The sequence below is a fragment of the Anaeromyxobacter terrae genome (genome assembly GCF_022690685.1).
Taxonomy (GTDB): domain Bacteria; phylum Myxococcota; class Myxococcia; order Myxococcales; family Anaeromyxobacteraceae; genus Anaeromyxobacter; species Anaeromyxobacter terrae.
This window is the reverse complement of sequence record NZ_JALCYY010000002.1, coordinates 52,520-66,439: the sequence shown is the minus strand read 5'-3', so window position 1 is coordinate 66,439 and position 13,920 is coordinate 52,520. Positions and strand designations below refer to the sequence as shown.

At 74.3% G+C, this 13,920-nt stretch carries 12 protein-coding genes; 4 read left to right on the top strand and 8 right to left on the bottom strand.

Annotated features, from left to right (window positions below; genetic code table 11):
* Nucleotides 1-15: 15 nt before the first annotated feature.
* The 3 genes from MNY62_RS01115 (at nucleotide 16) to MNY62_RS01105 (ending at nucleotide 3,164) form a co-directional block, all read left to right on the top strand.
* Complete coding sequence (locus MNY62_RS01115) at nucleotides 16-861, top strand: carbohydrate ABC transporter permease (protein ID WP_242342246.1); 846 nt, start codon at nucleotides 16-18, stop codon at nucleotides 859-861.
* Nucleotides 862-881: 20 nt separating this feature from the next.
* Nucleotides 882-2,363, top strand: coding sequence for a CoA-acylating methylmalonate-semialdehyde dehydrogenase (locus MNY62_RS01110; RefSeq protein WP_242342245.1), 1,482 nt, complete (start codon nucleotides 882-884; stop codon nucleotides 2,361-2,363).
* Between the two features lie 147 nt (nucleotides 2,364-2,510).
* Nucleotides 2,511-3,164 carry an NADPH-dependent FMN reductase gene (locus tag MNY62_RS01105; protein WP_242342244.1) on the top strand — a complete coding sequence of 218 codons (654 nt, stop codon included), beginning with the start codon at nucleotides 2,511-2,513 and terminating at the stop codon, nucleotides 3,162-3,164.
* 30 nt (nucleotides 3,165-3,194) lie between these two features.
* Here MNY62_RS01105 and MNY62_RS01100 read toward each other — a convergent pair whose 3' ends face one another.
* Genes MNY62_RS01100 through MNY62_RS01090 form a run of 3 tightly spaced genes read right to left on the bottom strand, consistent with a single transcriptional unit; the run spans nucleotide 3,195 to nucleotide 5,625 of the window.
* The gene (locus MNY62_RS01100) at nucleotides 3,195-5,021 is read right to left on the bottom strand and encodes a ThiF family adenylyltransferase (RefSeq protein WP_242342243.1); all 1,827 of its coding nucleotides are present in this window, start codon (nucleotides 5,019-5,021) and stop codon (nucleotides 3,195-3,197) included.
* A 5-nt stretch (nucleotides 5,022-5,026) separates the two neighbouring features.
* On the bottom strand, nucleotides 5,027-5,218 hold the full coding sequence (locus MNY62_RS01095; RefSeq protein WP_242342242.1) for a hypothetical protein: 192 nt from the start codon (nucleotides 5,216-5,218) through the stop codon (nucleotides 5,027-5,029).
* 17 nt (nucleotides 5,219-5,235) lie between these two features.
* On the bottom strand, nucleotides 5,236-5,625 hold the full coding sequence (locus tag MNY62_RS01090; RefSeq protein WP_242342241.1) for a hypothetical protein: 390 nt from the start codon (nucleotides 5,623-5,625) through the stop codon (nucleotides 5,236-5,238).
* Nucleotides 5,626-5,837: 212 nt separating this feature from the next.
* Here MNY62_RS01090 and MNY62_RS01085 point away from each other — a divergent pair, with 212 nt between their 5' ends.
* Nucleotides 5,838-7,454, top strand: coding sequence for a DUF438 domain-containing protein (locus MNY62_RS01085; protein ID WP_242342240.1), 1,617 nt, complete (start codon nucleotides 5,838-5,840; stop codon nucleotides 7,452-7,454).
* Here the strand turns inward: MNY62_RS01085 and MNY62_RS01080 are convergent.
* The 5 genes from MNY62_RS01080 to MNY62_RS01060 all read right to left on the bottom strand — a co-directional run bounded on the left by MNY62_RS01080 (nucleotide 7,451) and on the right by MNY62_RS01060 (nucleotide 13,901).
* Entirely contained in the window at nucleotides 7,451-7,933 is a 483-nt protein-coding gene (locus MNY62_RS01080; RefSeq protein WP_242342239.1) for a hypothetical protein, read from the bottom strand. The genes MNY62_RS01085 and MNY62_RS01080 overlap by 4 nt on opposite strands.
* A gap of 212 nt (nucleotides 7,934-8,145) precedes the next feature.
* Nucleotides 8,146-8,892 (bottom strand): phosphatase PAP2 family protein, encoded by a 747-nt coding sequence (locus MNY62_RS01075; RefSeq protein ID WP_242342238.1) that lies wholly within the window; start codon nucleotides 8,890-8,892, stop codon nucleotides 8,146-8,148.
* Between the two features lie 263 nt (nucleotides 8,893-9,155).
* Nucleotides 9,156-10,484 (bottom strand): dicarboxylate/amino acid:cation symporter, encoded by a 1,329-nt coding sequence (locus MNY62_RS01070; protein ID WP_242342237.1) that lies wholly within the window; start codon nucleotides 10,482-10,484, stop codon nucleotides 9,156-9,158.
* A gap of 304 nt (nucleotides 10,485-10,788) precedes the next feature.
* Nucleotides 10,789-12,198, bottom strand: a complete 1,410-nt coding sequence (locus tag MNY62_RS01065) for a sigma-54-dependent transcriptional regulator (RefSeq protein WP_242342236.1) — start codon at nucleotides 12,196-12,198, stop codon at nucleotides 10,789-10,791.
* Nucleotides 12,195-13,901, bottom strand: coding sequence for a transporter substrate-binding domain-containing protein (locus tag MNY62_RS01060; RefSeq protein WP_242342235.1), 1,707 nt, complete (start codon nucleotides 13,899-13,901; stop codon nucleotides 12,195-12,197). The genes MNY62_RS01065 and MNY62_RS01060 overlap by 4 nt, the downstream gene beginning before the upstream one ends.
* Nucleotides 13,902-13,920 lie beyond the last annotated feature (19 nt).

The following is a 13,920-nucleotide window of genomic DNA, read 5'->3' as shown; positions in this document are numbered from 1 at the left end:
CGGAGGGAGGCTCCGATGGGAGGCCCGCGGAGATCGCCGCTCACGCGCCTCGGGCGCTGGCTCATCGTGATCGGGTTCGCGGCGCTGCTCGCGTTCCCCTTCTACTGGATGGCGATCACGACGTTCAAGCAGACGAGCGACCTGTACAACGTCGAGCACGACCCGTTCGTCTTCAACGCCGCGCCCACCCTCGATCACCTGCGGCTCCTCTTCCGCGAGACGCTGTTCCTCCGCTGGTTCTGGAACACCACCGTGGCCGGCGCGGCGGTGGTCGCGATCACGCTCGTGCTGGCGGTCCCCGCGGCCTGGGCGCTCGCGCGGCTCACCGGCCGGTTTGGGCAGCAGCTCGGGATCGGGATCTTCCTCACCTACCTCGTCCCGCCCACGCTGCTCTTCATCCCGATGTCGCGCGTGGTGTCGTGGCTCGGTCTGCAGGACACGCTCTGGGCGATCATCGTGACCTACCCGACCTTCACCGTCCCGTTCTCGATCTGGCTGCTCATGGGCTTCTTCAAGGCGATCCCGCGCGACCTCGAGGACGCGGCGCTCGTGGACGGGCTCACGCGCTTCGGCGCCTTCGTGAAGCTCGTCATCCCCATCTCCGTGTCCGGGATCCTCACCGTCGTCATCTTCTCCTTCACGCTCGTCACCCAGGAGTTCGTCTACGCCCTCACGTTCATCTCCTCGGCGGAGCACCAGACGGTCGGCGTGGGCGTGCCCATCTACCTCGTGCGCGGCGACGTCTACTACTGGGGCTCGCTCATGGCCGCCTGCCTCATCACGAGCCTGCCGATCGCCGTCGTCTACAACCTGTTCCTCGACCGCTTCATCGCCGGCTTCACCGTCGGCGCGGTGAAGTGACGAGGCCGGAGGTCGCCGTCATGGCCGCGAACGTCTCGTCAGCTCCCCAGGGCGCCGCGCCCGCGACGCTCCCGCTCCTCGTCGACGGCGCGTCCCGCCCGGCGGCGGCCGCCGAGACCGCGCCGGTGCTCGAGCCCGCCACCGGCCGCACCGTCGCGCGGGTCCCGCTCTGCGGGCCCGCCGACGTGGACGTCGCGGTCCGCGCTGCGGCGGCCGCGTTCCCGGGCTGGCGCGCGATCCCGGTCCCGGACCGCGTCCAGGTGCTCTTCCGCTACAAGGCGCTCCTCGAGCGCGAGCAGGAGGCGCTCGCGGCCTCGGTCTCGCGGGAGAACGGCAAGCTCCTCCCCGACGCCCGGGGCGAGGTGCGGCGCGGGATCGAGGTGGTGGACTTCGCCTGCGGCATGCCGACGCTCGCCCAGGGGCGCACGGTGGAGGGGATCGCCCGCGGCATCGACTCGCACAGCTGGCGGGTCCCGGTGGGCGTCGTCGCGGGCATCTGCCCGTTCAACTTCCCGGCGATGATCCCGCTCTGGATGTTCCCCATCGCCGTCGCGGCGGGGAACACCTTCGTCCTGAAGCCGTCGGAGCGCACGCCCTCCACCGGGCTCCGGCTCGCCGAGCTCTTCCAGGAGGCGGGGCTGCCGCCCGGCGTCCTGAACGTCGTGCACGGCGGCCGCGACGCCGTGGACGCGCTGCTCGACCACCCGCTCGTTCGGGCGGTGTCGTTCGTGGGGTCGGAGGGCGTCGCCCGCCACGTCTACGCGCGGGCGGCGGCGAGCGGCAAGCGCGTCCAGGCGATGGCAGGGGCGAAGAACCACCTCCTCGTGCTGCCCGACGCCGATCTCGACCTCACCGTCTCCGCGGTGATGGGCTCCGCGTTCGGCGCGGCCGGCCAGCGCTGCCTCGCCGGGAGCGTGCTCGTGCCGGTGGGCGGGGCGGCGGAGCCGCTCCTCGAGCGGCTCGCCTCCGAGGCGCGCGCGACGCGGGTGGGCGATCCCTTCGCGGCGGACTCGGCGATGGGGCCGGTCATCCGCGAGGACAGCCGCGCCCGCGTGCGCAGGTACATCGAGGCCGGGCTCGCCGAGGGGGCCGCGCTCGTCGTCGACGGGCGTGAGGCGCCGGCCGGCGGCGACGGCTTCTTCATCGGCCCGACGATCCTCGACCGCGTCGCGGCGGACTCGGCCCTCACCCGGGAGGAGATCTTCGGGCCCCTGCTCGCCACGGTGCGGGCGAGGAGCGTCGAGGAGGCGGTCGCGCTCGCGAACCGCTCCCGCTACGGCAACGCCGCGAGCATCTTCACCTCGAGCGGCAAGGCGGCGGCGTACTTCCGGCGCAACGTCGAGGCCGGGATGATCGGCGTGAACGTCGGCGTCGCCGCGCCCATGGCGTTCTTCCCGTTCGCCGGCTGGAAGAGCTCGTTCTTCGGCGACCTGCACGCGACCGGCGAGGACGCGGTGCGCTTCTACACGGAGACGCGCGTGGTCATGGAGCGGTGGAGCTGATCGCCCGCGGCGGTCACGAGGCGCCCCGCCGAGGGGGGGCGCACGGCGGGCGGGCCGGAGGGGGAGCCCACGCGCCGGAACCGCCACTCCTCGCGCGCTGCGTACATTCTCGGCGGGCAGCCGAGGCGCGTGCCCGGGGGTGGTCGGATGAGGCTGCTCGCGTTCGCGGCGTCGATGCGGAAGGAATCCCTGAACCACAAGCTCGTCGCGCTCGCGTGCGAGATCGCGCGGCGCGAGGGGGCGGACGTGGACCTCGCCCGCTTCTCGGAGTTCGCGATGCCGGTCTACGACGGCGACGTCGACCGGGCGAGCGGCCTCCCGGCGGGCGCGCTCGAGCTGAAGCGCCGGGTCGAGGCGGCGCACGCGATCCTCCTCGCGGCGCCCGAGTACAACTACTCGATCGCCGGGCCGCTCAAGAACGCCCTCGACTGGGTGTCGCGCGCGCGCCCGATGCCGTGGCGCGGCAGGAGCGTGTACCTCCTCGCGGCGTCCCCCTCGCCGATGGGCGGGGTCCGCGGGCTCTGGCAGACCCGTATCCCGCTCGAGGGTTGCGGCGCGCTCGTCTTCCCGGACATGTTCGCGCTCGCCCACGCGAGCGAGGCGTTCGACGCCGACGGGCGGCTCCGGGACCCCGCGCTCGCCGCGCGGCTCGATCGCGAGATCGCCGCCTTCGTCCGCCTCGCGGAGGCGGTCGCGCCGTTCTGCTGCACCGGCGCGGCGACGCGCGAGACGAAGGCGCGCCAGGAGCAGATCGTCCCCGCGCTCGAGGAGGAGTCGGAGGTCCAGCCGCCGTCGCGCTGACCGACGCGGCCGCCGTCACTGGTCTCCGCCTCAGTCGCCGTTCCGGTCGCCCTCGCGCAGCACGTCCGCGAAGGCCGACGCGCGCGGGGCGCGCAGCGGCACCTCGAACGGGTCCACGCGGTAGGAGGGATCGCCGCACACCGGGCACTCCGCCCGCGACGCGGGCGTGAGCCAGACGCTCTGGTAGGCGTGCTGCCCCGGCGTGTCCCCGAACACCTGCGGATAGAACCAGTAGCCGGGCACGGTGGAGGTGGTGAGGTACGGCGTCCCGTCGGCGAGCGCGCTCTCGGCCAGCGCCGCGAGCGGCGCGCCGCTCCCCGCGAGGAGCAGCGAGAGCCCCAGCTTCGCCGCCGCGCTCGCCACGTGGTGCACGTCCGCCCCGATCGCGAGCTCGCCGCGGAGCCGCGCCGTGCCGTAGTCGACCTCGCGCGCGCCGCCGCTCTCCCTCGCGAGGGCGCCGCGCGTGCGCGTCGCGCAGAGGTAGCAGGGCGTCCTGCCCGGGACCGTCATCACCACCTCGCCGCCCTGCGCGCCCGCGTACAGGCCCACGAAGAGCGCCGGCCGGGCGCGCGCGTAGGCGAACCGGTCGAGGAGGCGCTGCGCGGCGGGATCGTCGGTGGCGGCGAGGACGAGGTCGGCCGCCCGGACGAGCGCGTCGAGCGCGGGGGACCCGAGCGCATCGACCGTGCTCGGGTGGAGCGCGAGGCGGATCGCGGGCTGGACGGCGAGGACGCGCCGCGCGAGCGCCTCGACCTTGGGGCGTCCGAGATCCCCGATCTCGTACCCGCTGCGCGAGAGGTTCTCCCCCTCGACCGGCTCGGGATCCACGAGCGCGAGCGCGCCCACACCGCTCCGCGCGAGCTCCTCGGCGAGGTACGACCCGACCGACCCGCACCCGGCGACGAGCACCGTCCGCTGGCGCAGCGAGTCCGAGACGAGCCCGGCGCTCCGCGCGAAGAGCGCCCCCCGGAGCCGCTCCGCCTCGGCCGTGGGATCGCCGCCCGCGAGGAGCCGTCCCCATCCGGCGAGCCGCGCCCGCTCCCGGTCGGCGGTGAGCGCCGGTCCGCCGCGCGGCCCGAAGGCGCCGCGGTAGGGGCCCGGCGGGATGACGACGGCGCGCACCGCCGCCGCGAGCCGGTCCTCCTCCGCGACGCCGAGCGGCCACGCGAGCTCGAGCTGCTCGGTCTCTCCGCCCGCGGGCGTGGCCAGCACGAGGGGCGGCAGCGCCGGGTAGCCGTCCCCCACGACCACGAGGAGCTCGAGCCCGCTCGCGATCACCCGGGCCGCAGGGAGGGCGGCGTCTCCCGCCTCCGCGACGTCCACGACGGGGAGGCCCGCGACCTCGCCGCCGAGCGCGCGCGCGAGCCGCTGCGCGTCGCGCAGGAGCGGCACCACGGCCACTCGCATGGGCCGAACGGCCGCGTGGCCCTCGCCCGCGCGCCAGGCGCCGAAGAACGACACCTTTCCCGCCGCGAGCGCGAGCGCGTGCGGCGCGACGCGATCGCCGGGCTCGCAGCGCGTGACGATGGGCGCGAGGTAGGTCGAGAGGTGGCCGTTGAGGCGCAGGCCCTCCGCGAGCTCCGCTACGTCCTGCGCGGACGGCGCGTCGAGGAGAGGAGGGTGGGAGTGGACGATGCCCTTCAGCTCGAGCCCGTCCTGGCGCTCGAGCGCCTTGACGCGCGCGTCGAGCGCGCGCGAGGGGCGGTAGCTCGCCGCGGTGGCCGCCCCCTCCGGATCGGGGACGAGCTGCGTGACGAGGGGTACGCCGCGCGGGCCGACGAGCGCGCCGCCGCGCTCCGGCGGATGCGCCGCGATCTCCTCCTCGAGGGCGCGGAGCACCGCATCGAGGATGCGCACGGGCGTCAGGCGAAGACGGCCGGGTGGATCTCGGAGAGCGACTGGCCCTCGTCCCCGCGCGGCTGGCGGTCGCCGATCACGATGCGCCCCGCCGGATCGACGAACACGCGGCGGCGCCGCTCTCGGGGCGGTGCGTCCTCGGTGCGCCGATCGTCGAGGAACAGCTCACGGAGATCTGCGACGGTGGCATCGGACATGGCTTCTCCTCCGGGGTTCAGAACGGGAACGCTCCCGTGCGCTGGAACTCGCTGAAGCCGTTCGCCCACAGCACGCTCTTCGCGTAGGCGGCCTGGAGCGTGGGCATGCCGCCCGCCGGATCCGCGGACAGGCAGATCCGGCCGTGCGGGAACAGGTGGCAGGCGTGCGGGTCGTGGCCCGAGACGTCGGGGCTCGCGACCGTGACCTGGTAGACGGCACCGTCGAACCAGAGGAAGAGCTGGAAGAGGTCGCCCGCCGTGGTCGTCACCGGGAAGAGCCAGCCGCGGACGCCGTCCACCACCACGGCGCGCGTCGCGGCGGGGAGGCTCTGCTCGACCATCGCGCGGTCGCGCAGCGCGTCATGGACCGGACCCGCCAACCAGTCGCCGCCGAACAGCCGCTTCATCCCCCCGCTCCCCGCCACCCGCCGAGCACCGTGCCCGAGATCGAACCCTAGTGGCGCCGCGCCCGCGCGGCAGCGCGCACCGGCCGATCAGCGCAACGGCATCGCGGTGGGCGCAGCAACGAAATCCGGGTGCCGGGTGCCGCGATGGCTCAGGAAAAGCAGTGATCCAAGGCGGTTGCGTGGCTGGCGAGGACCTTGCTCTTCCTCTCCGCATGAGCGAGCTCATCGAAACCGGCGCCCCCCCTCGGAAGGCCCTCCTGAAGCACCTCATCCTGCAGCTTCACGACGGCGCGGCGCCGGACGCGGTGCAGCGGCAGCTCCAGCGGCTGCTCGGCCAGGTGCCGTACGGGCTCGTGGTGGAGGTGGAGCAGGAGCTCATCGCCGAGGGACTCCGGCCCGAGGAGGTGACGCGGCTCTGCCACCTCCACTCGGCGGCGCTGCAGGGCGGCATCGATCTCTCCGGCGCGCGCACGCCGCCGGCCGGCCACCCCGCGCGCGTCTTCTCCGAGGAGAACGCGGCGCTCGCGAAGCAGGTCCACGCGCTCGAGCACGCCGCCGACGCGCTCGCGACGGTCGCGACCGAGGGCGCCGCGGGCGTGCACCTCCTGCAGGCGCGCGTGCGCTTGAACGCGCTCACCGACGTCGAGAAGCACTACCTGCGCAAGGAGCACCTGCTCTTCCCGTTCCTCGAGCGCCACGGCATCACCGGGCCGCCGCAGGTCATGTGGGGCAAGCACGACGAGACGCGCGCGCTGCTGCGCGGCGCGCACGCGGCGCTCGCGTCGGCCGCCGGAGATCCCGCCGCGGCGCGCGCGATCGCGGGCGGCGCGCTGCGCCCCCTCGCGCGGGCGATCCGCGACATGGTGGACAAGGAGGAAAACATCCTGCTGCCCATGTCGCTCGACGTCCTCGACGAGCGCGAGTGGTGGGAGATCGCAAGGCAGAGCGACGAGATCGGCTACTGCCTCGTCGAGCCCGAGGCGCGCTGGCGCCCGGAGTCGGCCGGGATCGACGAGGGTCCCGCGGCCGGCGCGCGCGTGAGGCTGCCCACTGGGAGCCTCGCCCCCGCCGAGCTCGAGGCGATCCTCGGCGCGCTGCCGCTCGACGCGACCTTCGTCGACGCAGAGGATCGCGTCCGCTGGTTCAGCCACGGCAAGGACCGGGTGTTCTCGCGCAGCCGCGCCGTCATCGGTCGCAAGGTCCAGTTCTGCCACCCGCCCGCGTCGGTCGGGACGGTCGAGGAGATCCTCGCCGGCTTCCGCGCCGGCACGCAGGACCGCGCCACCTTCTGGATCCAGCTCCACGGACGGTTCGTCCACATCGAGTACCGCGCGCTCCGCGACGAGGCCGGCGCGTACCTGGGCTGCCTCGAGCTGACGCAGGATCTCACGGAGAAGCGGGCGCTCCAGGGCGAGCAGCGCCTCCTGTCCTGGGCCGGGGCGCGCCCCGGCGCCGAACCCGCCAGGCCCGTCGAGGCCTGCCCCGCGCATGCGGTCGACGGCCGCGGCCCGGCGCCGGAGGCGGCGCATGCCCACGCCGCCGCTGCGCCCGCGGCGGATGCTCAGCTCCGGCCGGCGTGGCTCGAGGGCGCGCCGGTCTCCCGCCGGCTGGACGCACGGCCCATGCTGGCGGCCGGCGCGCACCCGGTGCAGGAGATCATGCAGGAGCTCGCCGTGCTCGCGTCGGGCGACGTGTTCGAGCTCGTGACGCCGTTCGTTCCCGGCCCCCTCGTCGAGCGTGCGCTCGCCGTCGGGTGCCTCGCGCACTCGGAGCCGGATGGCCCGGGTGTCGTGCGGACCTTCTTCACGCGCGGCGCGCGAGCTCGCTAACGCCTCCACTCGAGGCCGCGCGGCGTCTGCCGGACCTCGTCGCCGACGCGGAAGTCGAACGGCTGGTCGTAGACGAACGTCTCCGTCCCGCCGTCGTCGAACCGGACGAAGACCTCGTACGTGCGCCGCTCGGCGCCGCCCTGGCTCGCGGCCGCGCCGACCACGGCTCCGCCGACGGCGCCTGCGACCGCGCCGGCGCCGCTCCCCTGGCTGTGCGCGTAGCCCCAGCGGTCGTAGTGCGTGTGGCCGCCCATCGCGCTGCCGAGGATGCCGCCGATGATCGCGCCCGCCACCGCGCCGGCGCCCGGGTTTCCCTGCTGCCGCTCCACGGTCTCGCGGATCGAGGCGACGTAGCCGACGCGCTCCCACTCCTGGGCGGAGCCCTCGCCCCAGGTCGTGGAGGTCGTCGAGGTCGTCACGCAGGCGGTCGAGAGGAGGGCGGTGAGGGTGGCGATCGAGGCGAGGCGGCCGGGTCTCATGGAACACCTCCGAGCAGTCGTCCGGGGAAAGGGGCGCCGGGCGAGCTCTCATCTGTGCACGGCGCGGACCAGCGCCGGGCGCCCGCGAAGTGCCCCTGGGCTCGCGGGGTTGGACGAGGAGGGGCGCGGGCGGGCGCGTGAAGTCGCCGCACACCTGGCGCTGGCTCACCCCGGTGGGTGTGGATGCCACCTCGCCACGGACCGGGAGGGAGCTAACCCGTGCGCCCGCTCCGTCGCCTGGCGCGACGGTCGAGGTAGTCCGCCGCGAGCCAGCACGCGACCGCCCAGCTCGCGCCCACGGTCCAGCCGGCGAGGACGTCCGACGGCCAGTGCACGCCGAGATAGACGCGGCTCACGCCGATGAGGCCGGTGAAGAGCAGCGCCCAGCCGATGACGAACGCCTTCTGCCGCCGTTGCGGCAGCACGCGCGCGACGAGCGCCCCGAGCGTCAGGTAGGCGACGGCGGAGAGCATCGAGTGGCCGCTCGGGAAGCTCGACGTGTAGACCGTGGTCCCGTGCGGCACGAGCTCGGGGCGGGGCCGGTCGAAGCCCCGCTTCAGCGCGAACGAGAGGAGCGCCCCGCCCACCACCGCGACGACGAGCAGGGTCGCGGAGCGGCGCCGTCCCGCGAGCCAGAGCGTGGCGGCCACCGCGGAGGTGACGAGCGTGATCACCGGTACGCCGCCGAGCGCGGTGAGGTCGCGACCGACCTCCTCGACCCACTCCGGCCCGAGGGGATCGGAAGGATCCCCGGGCGTGCGCATGGCGAGGAGGATCTCCTCGTCGATCGCGCGGGTCTGGTTCTCCTGCACCGCGTCGGCGATCTCTAGGAACGCGAGGACGCCGCCCGCGAGCGCCGCGACGAGGAGGAGCGTGACGAGCTCGCGCGCCCTGAGCCAGCGGTGGACGTTCGCCGCCGCCGCGCCGAGCCGCTCGTGCCACCGGGCGCCGCGATCCATTGCCCACAGTGTATCGCCGGCCGGGCGCGGGCGCCGTCGCGGGAGGGGCGTCGCGGGGGAGGGGAAAGGCGAACGCCGGCGGCGGCCGGAGGGAGGCCACCGCCGGCGTCCGCGCCGGGATCTCCGCGTCGCTACTTGCGGGGGACTTCCGGCGTGCTGCGGAGCGCGGTGCGGCGGTCGGCCTCGCAGAGGCCGTTCCACAGCCGCGAGAGGATCGAGATGAGCTGCTTCATGAAGCCTCCTGGAGCGAATGCGCGGGCGAGCTAACCCTCGGCCGCGGTGAGCGGGACGTCCTCGAGGAGCGGCGCCGGCGTCGGCGTCGGCTCCGCGGCGTCTCCGGGATCGGCGCCCGCGAGGACCGCGCGCGCCCGGGCGAGATCGAGCTCGCCCTCCCAGCGGGAAACCGCCACCGACGCGACGCCATTCCCGATGAGGTTCGTGATGGCGCGCGCCTCCGACATGAAGCGGTCGATGCCGAGGAGGAGCGCGAGGCCCGCCACGGGGATGTTTCCGACCGCGGAGAGCGTCGCGGCGAGGGTGATGAAGCCGCCGCCGGTGACCGCCGCGGCGCCCTTCGAGGTGAGGAGCAGCACCGCCAGGATCTCGAGCTCCTGCCCGAGCGAGACGTGCGTGTTCGTCGCCTGGGCGATGAACAGCGTCGCGAGCGTGAGGTAGATGGACGTCCCGTCGAGGTTGAAGGAGTAGCCCATCGGCACGACGAGGCCGACGACCGGCTTCGAGCAGCCGAGCCGCTCCATCTTCCGCATCATGAGCGGGAGCGCGGACTCGGACGAGGACGTCCCGAGCACCACGAAGATCTCCTCCTTGATGTAGCGGAGGAACCGCAGGATGCCGAGCCCGCAGCTCCGCATCACGAGGCCGAGGACGACGACGACGAACAGCGTGCTCGTCGCGTAGAAGCAGGCGATGAGCTTGCCGAGGCTGAGGAGCGTGTCCACGCCGTACTTCCCGACCGTGAACGCCATCGCGCCGAACGCGCCGATGGGCGCGAGCCGCATCACCATCCCGACGATCTTGAAGAGCACCGAGGCGAGGACGTCGATGAAGTCGAGGACGGGCTTCCCCGTCTCCCGCAGCCCGGCGAGCGCGATGCCGAACAGGATCGAGAAGAGCAGGACCTGGAGGATGTCGCCCTTCGCGAACGCATCGGCGACGTCCTTCGGGATGACGTTCAGGATGAAGTCGACCGTCCCGTGCTGCTGGGCGCCGGCGGTGTAGGTCGCGACCGCCTTGGCGTCGAGGGTGGCCGGGTTCACGTCCATGCCGGCGCCGGGCTGGGCGAGGCGGGCGACGACCAGCCCGATGGCGAGCGCGAGCGTCGTGAGCCCCTCGAAGTAGAGCAGCCCCTTCAGCCCCACGCGGCCGACCTTGCGCAGGTCGCCCATCTTCGCGATGCCCGTCACCACCGTCGTGAACACGATGGGCGCGATGAGCATCTTCACGAGCTTGATGAACGCGTCGCCGAGCGGCTTCAGCGACGCGCCCGTCGCCGGGGCGAGGTGGCCGACGAGGGCGCCGAGCGCCACCGCGACGAGGACCTGCAGGTAAAGGCTGCGAGCGAGACGCTTCACGTGAGCCTCCTCCTGGCGGCGCCGCGCCGCCGTCGCGCCGCGCCGCGAGGACGGGAGCGCGCTCGTCCACAGCACGCGATGTGCCCGGGCGCGCCGATCCGGCGGAAGTCGAAAAAATGCACGCCGGGGCGCGTGCCACGACCCATCGGACCGGGCGGGCCGGCACGAAGGGGCATTCCGATCGTCATCGGTGCGTGAGGGAGACCGCGCGCCGGCGCGCAGGCACGCAGGATCCGCAGCGCGCGCGAGCGGTCATTCCGCGAGGCATGACCATTCCGGAGGGAATGGCCCTTCGCGGCCGGAGCTACCGGCGCCAGGCCTTGAGGCGCTTCGAGAGCGCCGGCTGCGAGAGGCCGATGAGGCGCGCCGCGAGCGTCTGGTTCCCGCCGGCGCGCGTCATCGCCTCGCGCGCGAGGAGCTCGAGCGCCTCGTCGAACGTGGGCAGCCGCTCCGCGCCGGCGAACGGGTTCGCGTCGGCCTCCGGGTCGGCGCGGCCACCGTCCGCGACGCGCCCGATCGCCTCCACGAACGCGTCCATCGACAGCACGCGATCCACGTGGAGCGTGACCGCGTCGAACACCATCGCGCGCAGCTCGCGCACGTTGCCGGGGAAGTCGTGCGTCGCGAGGAGCAGCGGGAGCTGGCGGGGCGGGGTCGGCTTCTTCTTGCCGAGCGCGCGGGCGGCCTCTCCGAGGAAGTGGTCGAGGAGCAGCGGCAGGTCGTCCTTCCGCTCGCGCAGGGGCGGCACCCGGACGCGGTGGGTGCGGAGCCGGTAGAAGAGGTCGCGCCGGAAGCTGCCGGCCCGCTCCTTCGCGGCGAGGTCCTGGTGGGTGGCGGCGATGACGCGCGCCTTCACCCTCCGCGGGCGGTCGCTCCCGAGCGGGAAGAACTCGCCGTCCTGCAGGAAGCGCAGGAGCTTCACCTGCGACGCCATCGAGAGATCGCCGATCTCGTCGAGGAACAGGGTCCCGTCGGCCGCCTCCTCCACCATGCCGCGCCGCGGCTGGTCCGCGCCGGTGAAGGCGCCGCGCACGTGCCCGAAGAGCGTGTCGGCGAACACGGCGTCGTCGAGCCCCGCGACGTTCACGGCGACGAGCTTCCCGGGGCAGCCGGAGACCGCGTGGGCGGCCCGCGCGACGAGCTCCTTGCCCACCCCGCTCTCGCCCGTGACGAGCAGCGGCTGCGCGCTCCTCGCCACCGCCTCCACGTAGGAGAAGAGCGTCCGCATGGTGGGATCGCGCGTCACGATCCCGGCGAACGCCTCCGGGTGGCGGAGCTCGCCGGACAGGAGCCGCGTCGCGACCTCGACGTTCTCGCGCTGGAGCTCCTGCATGCGCAGCGCGCGCAGCACGCCCGCGACGAGCCGGTCCTCCTCCTCGGTCTTCACGTGATAGTCGAACGCGCCGAGCTTCATGCACCGGACGGCGGTCTCGACCTGGTTCAGGCCGGAGACGACGATGACGGCCACCTCGGGGTGCTCCGCGGCGATCCGCGGCAGCAGCTCCTCGCCCGAGAGGTGCGGCATCGTGAGGTCGAGGAGCACGACGCCGATGTCGTCGCCGTCCAGGATCTGGAGCACGCGCCGCGGATCCTGGCAGGTGACGACGCGGCGGATGCCGGCGGTGCGCTCGAGGGTGAGGCTCATGGCGCGCAGCCAGGCCGGCTCGTCGTCCACGAGCAGGATGCCGAACGCGGGGGAGCCCGGATCGCTCATGCGGCCGCCGCCTCCGGCGCGGCCGGGAGGGCGAGGGTGGCGGTCGTGCCCGCGCCCGGGGTGGAGGTGAGCGCGAGCGTGCCGCCGTGCTCCTTCACGATGCTCGCCGAGACCGAGAGGCCGAGCCCCGTCCCGCCCCGGGCGCGCTTCGTCGTGAAGAAGGGCTCCTCGACGCGCGCGAGGTGCTCGGCCGCGATGCCGACGCCCTCGTCCCGCACCTCGAGCACGACGCGCCCGTCCTCTCGCCGCGTGGTGAGCCGCACGCCGCGGCCCGGCGCGGGCAGGGCCTCGCAGGCGTTCACGAGCAGGTTCACCACCACCTGCTCGATGCGTTGCCCGCTCCCGAGCACGGCCGGCAGCGCCGGCGCGAGCTCGAGCTCGAAGCGCGCGGTCGCCCTCCGCAGCGCCGCGCCGGCGAGCCGGGCCGCGGCCCGCGCGACCTCGTTCAGATCCACGCGGGCGAGCGGCGGGGCGTCGTCGCGCCGCGCGAAGTCCTTGAGGTCCTCGACGATGCGCTGGATCCGCCGCCCGCTCTGGGCCATCTCGTCGAGGAGGAGCGGGAGCTCCTCGCGCATCCTCGCGTAGGGGAGCCCCGCGAGCGCCAGCCCCTCCGTGCCGCCGCGCGCGTCGAGGGCGTCGAGGGCGTCGAGGAGCGCCGCGCGCACGGTGGTCGTGTCGAGCAGGATGAGGCCGGTCGGGTTGTTGATCTCGTGGGCGACGCCCGAGACGAGGACCCCCAGCGCCGCGAGCTTGTCCGCCTGCAGGAGCTCGGCCTGGTGCCGCCGCAGCTCCTCCATCGCGCGCTGGCGCTCCTTCACCTCCGCCGCGAGCGAGGCGGTCCGCTGCGCCACCTGCCGCGAGAGCGCGCGCGACCAGAGGAGCACCGCCCCGAGGACGGCGAGGAGCGGCGCCAGCACGAGCGCCGCCCAGCGCAGGGCCGCCTCCCAGCTGAGGCCCCGCGGCTCGAGCACCCCCAGCCAGCGCTGGTGGATCGCGTCGTAGCGGCCGGTCTTCTTGAGGATCGCGAGCCCCTCGTCGAGGCGGGCGAGGAGCGCCGCGTTGCCCTTCCGAACCGCGTAGCCGTAGGGCTCGCTCGCGACCTCGCGGACGACCGGCTCCACGTTCGAGAGCCCGAGCTCGCGCTCGAGGTACACGCCGGGGAGGAGCGCGAGCGCGACGTAGTCGTGGCGGCCGGAGGCGAGGAGCCGCATCGCGTCGGCGGGGGTGCCGGTCCGGACGAGCGCGGCGCCCATCCCGCGGCGCGTGAGCTCCTCGTCCATGATCCCGCCGCCGAAGACGATGACCTCCTTGCCGCGGAGGGCGTCGAGCGAGGTGACCGCCGGCGTGCCCTTCCGCGCGAAGAGGGCGTGCTGGACGATCGCGTGCGGCGGGGCGAAGTCGAGGGTGGCGGCGCGCGCCTCGGAGAAGGAGATGCCCTCCAGCGCGTCGATCTGGCCCGCCTCGAGCGCCGCTCGGATCTCCGCCCAGTTCCCGAACCGGAACTCGACCCGCAGGCCCATCACCTCCGCGATGGCGCGGGTGAGCTCCACGTTGTAGCCGGCGGGACGCCCCTGGGCGTCGAGGAACTCGTACGGCGGGTAGTCGCGATCCGCCCCCACCACGATCGTGCGCTCCGGGTCGCCGGCCGCGGATCGGGGGAGCAGGCTGGCCGCGAGCAGCGCGGCGGCAAGGCGGCGGCGCATGGAGGCGCGAGGCTACGCC

Excerpts from the sequence above, each read along its gene's own strand:
- MNY62_RS01115 (WP_242342246.1), top strand. The coding sequence starts at position 16 with ATGGGAGGCCCGCGGAGATCGCCGCTCACGCGCCTCGGGCGCTGGCTC.
- MNY62_RS01110 (WP_242342245.1), top strand. The coding sequence starts at position 882 with ATGGCCGCGAACGTCTCGTCAGCTCCCCAGGGCGCCGCGCCCGCGACG.
- MNY62_RS01105 (WP_242342244.1), top strand. The coding sequence starts at position 2,511 with ATGAGGCTGCTCGCGTTCGCGGCGTCGATGCGGAAGGAATCCCTGAAC.
- MNY62_RS01095 (WP_242342242.1), bottom strand. The coding sequence starts at position 5,218 with ATGTCCGATGCCACCGTCGCAGATCTCCGTGAGCTGTTCCTCGACGAT.
- MNY62_RS01090 (WP_242342241.1), bottom strand. The coding sequence starts at position 5,625 with ATGAAGCGGCTGTTCGGCGGCGACTGGTTGGCGGGTCCGGTCCATGAC.
- MNY62_RS01085 (WP_242342240.1), top strand. The coding sequence starts at position 5,838 with ATGAGCGAGCTCATCGAAACCGGCGCCCCCCCTCGGAAGGCCCTCCTG.
- MNY62_RS01080 (WP_242342239.1), bottom strand. The coding sequence starts at position 7,933 with ATGAGACCCGGCCGCCTCGCCTCGATCGCCACCCTCACCGCCCTCCTC.
- MNY62_RS01075 (WP_242342238.1), bottom strand. The coding sequence starts at position 8,892 with ATGGATCGCGGCGCCCGGTGGCACGAGCGGCTCGGCGCGGCGGCGGCG.
- MNY62_RS01065 (WP_242342236.1), bottom strand. The coding sequence starts at position 12,198 with ATGAGCGATCCGGGCTCCCCCGCGTTCGGCATCCTGCTCGTGGACGAC.
- MNY62_RS01060 (WP_242342235.1), bottom strand. The coding sequence starts at position 13,901 with ATGCGCCGCCGCCTTGCCGCCGCGCTGCTCGCGGCCAGCCTGCTCCCC.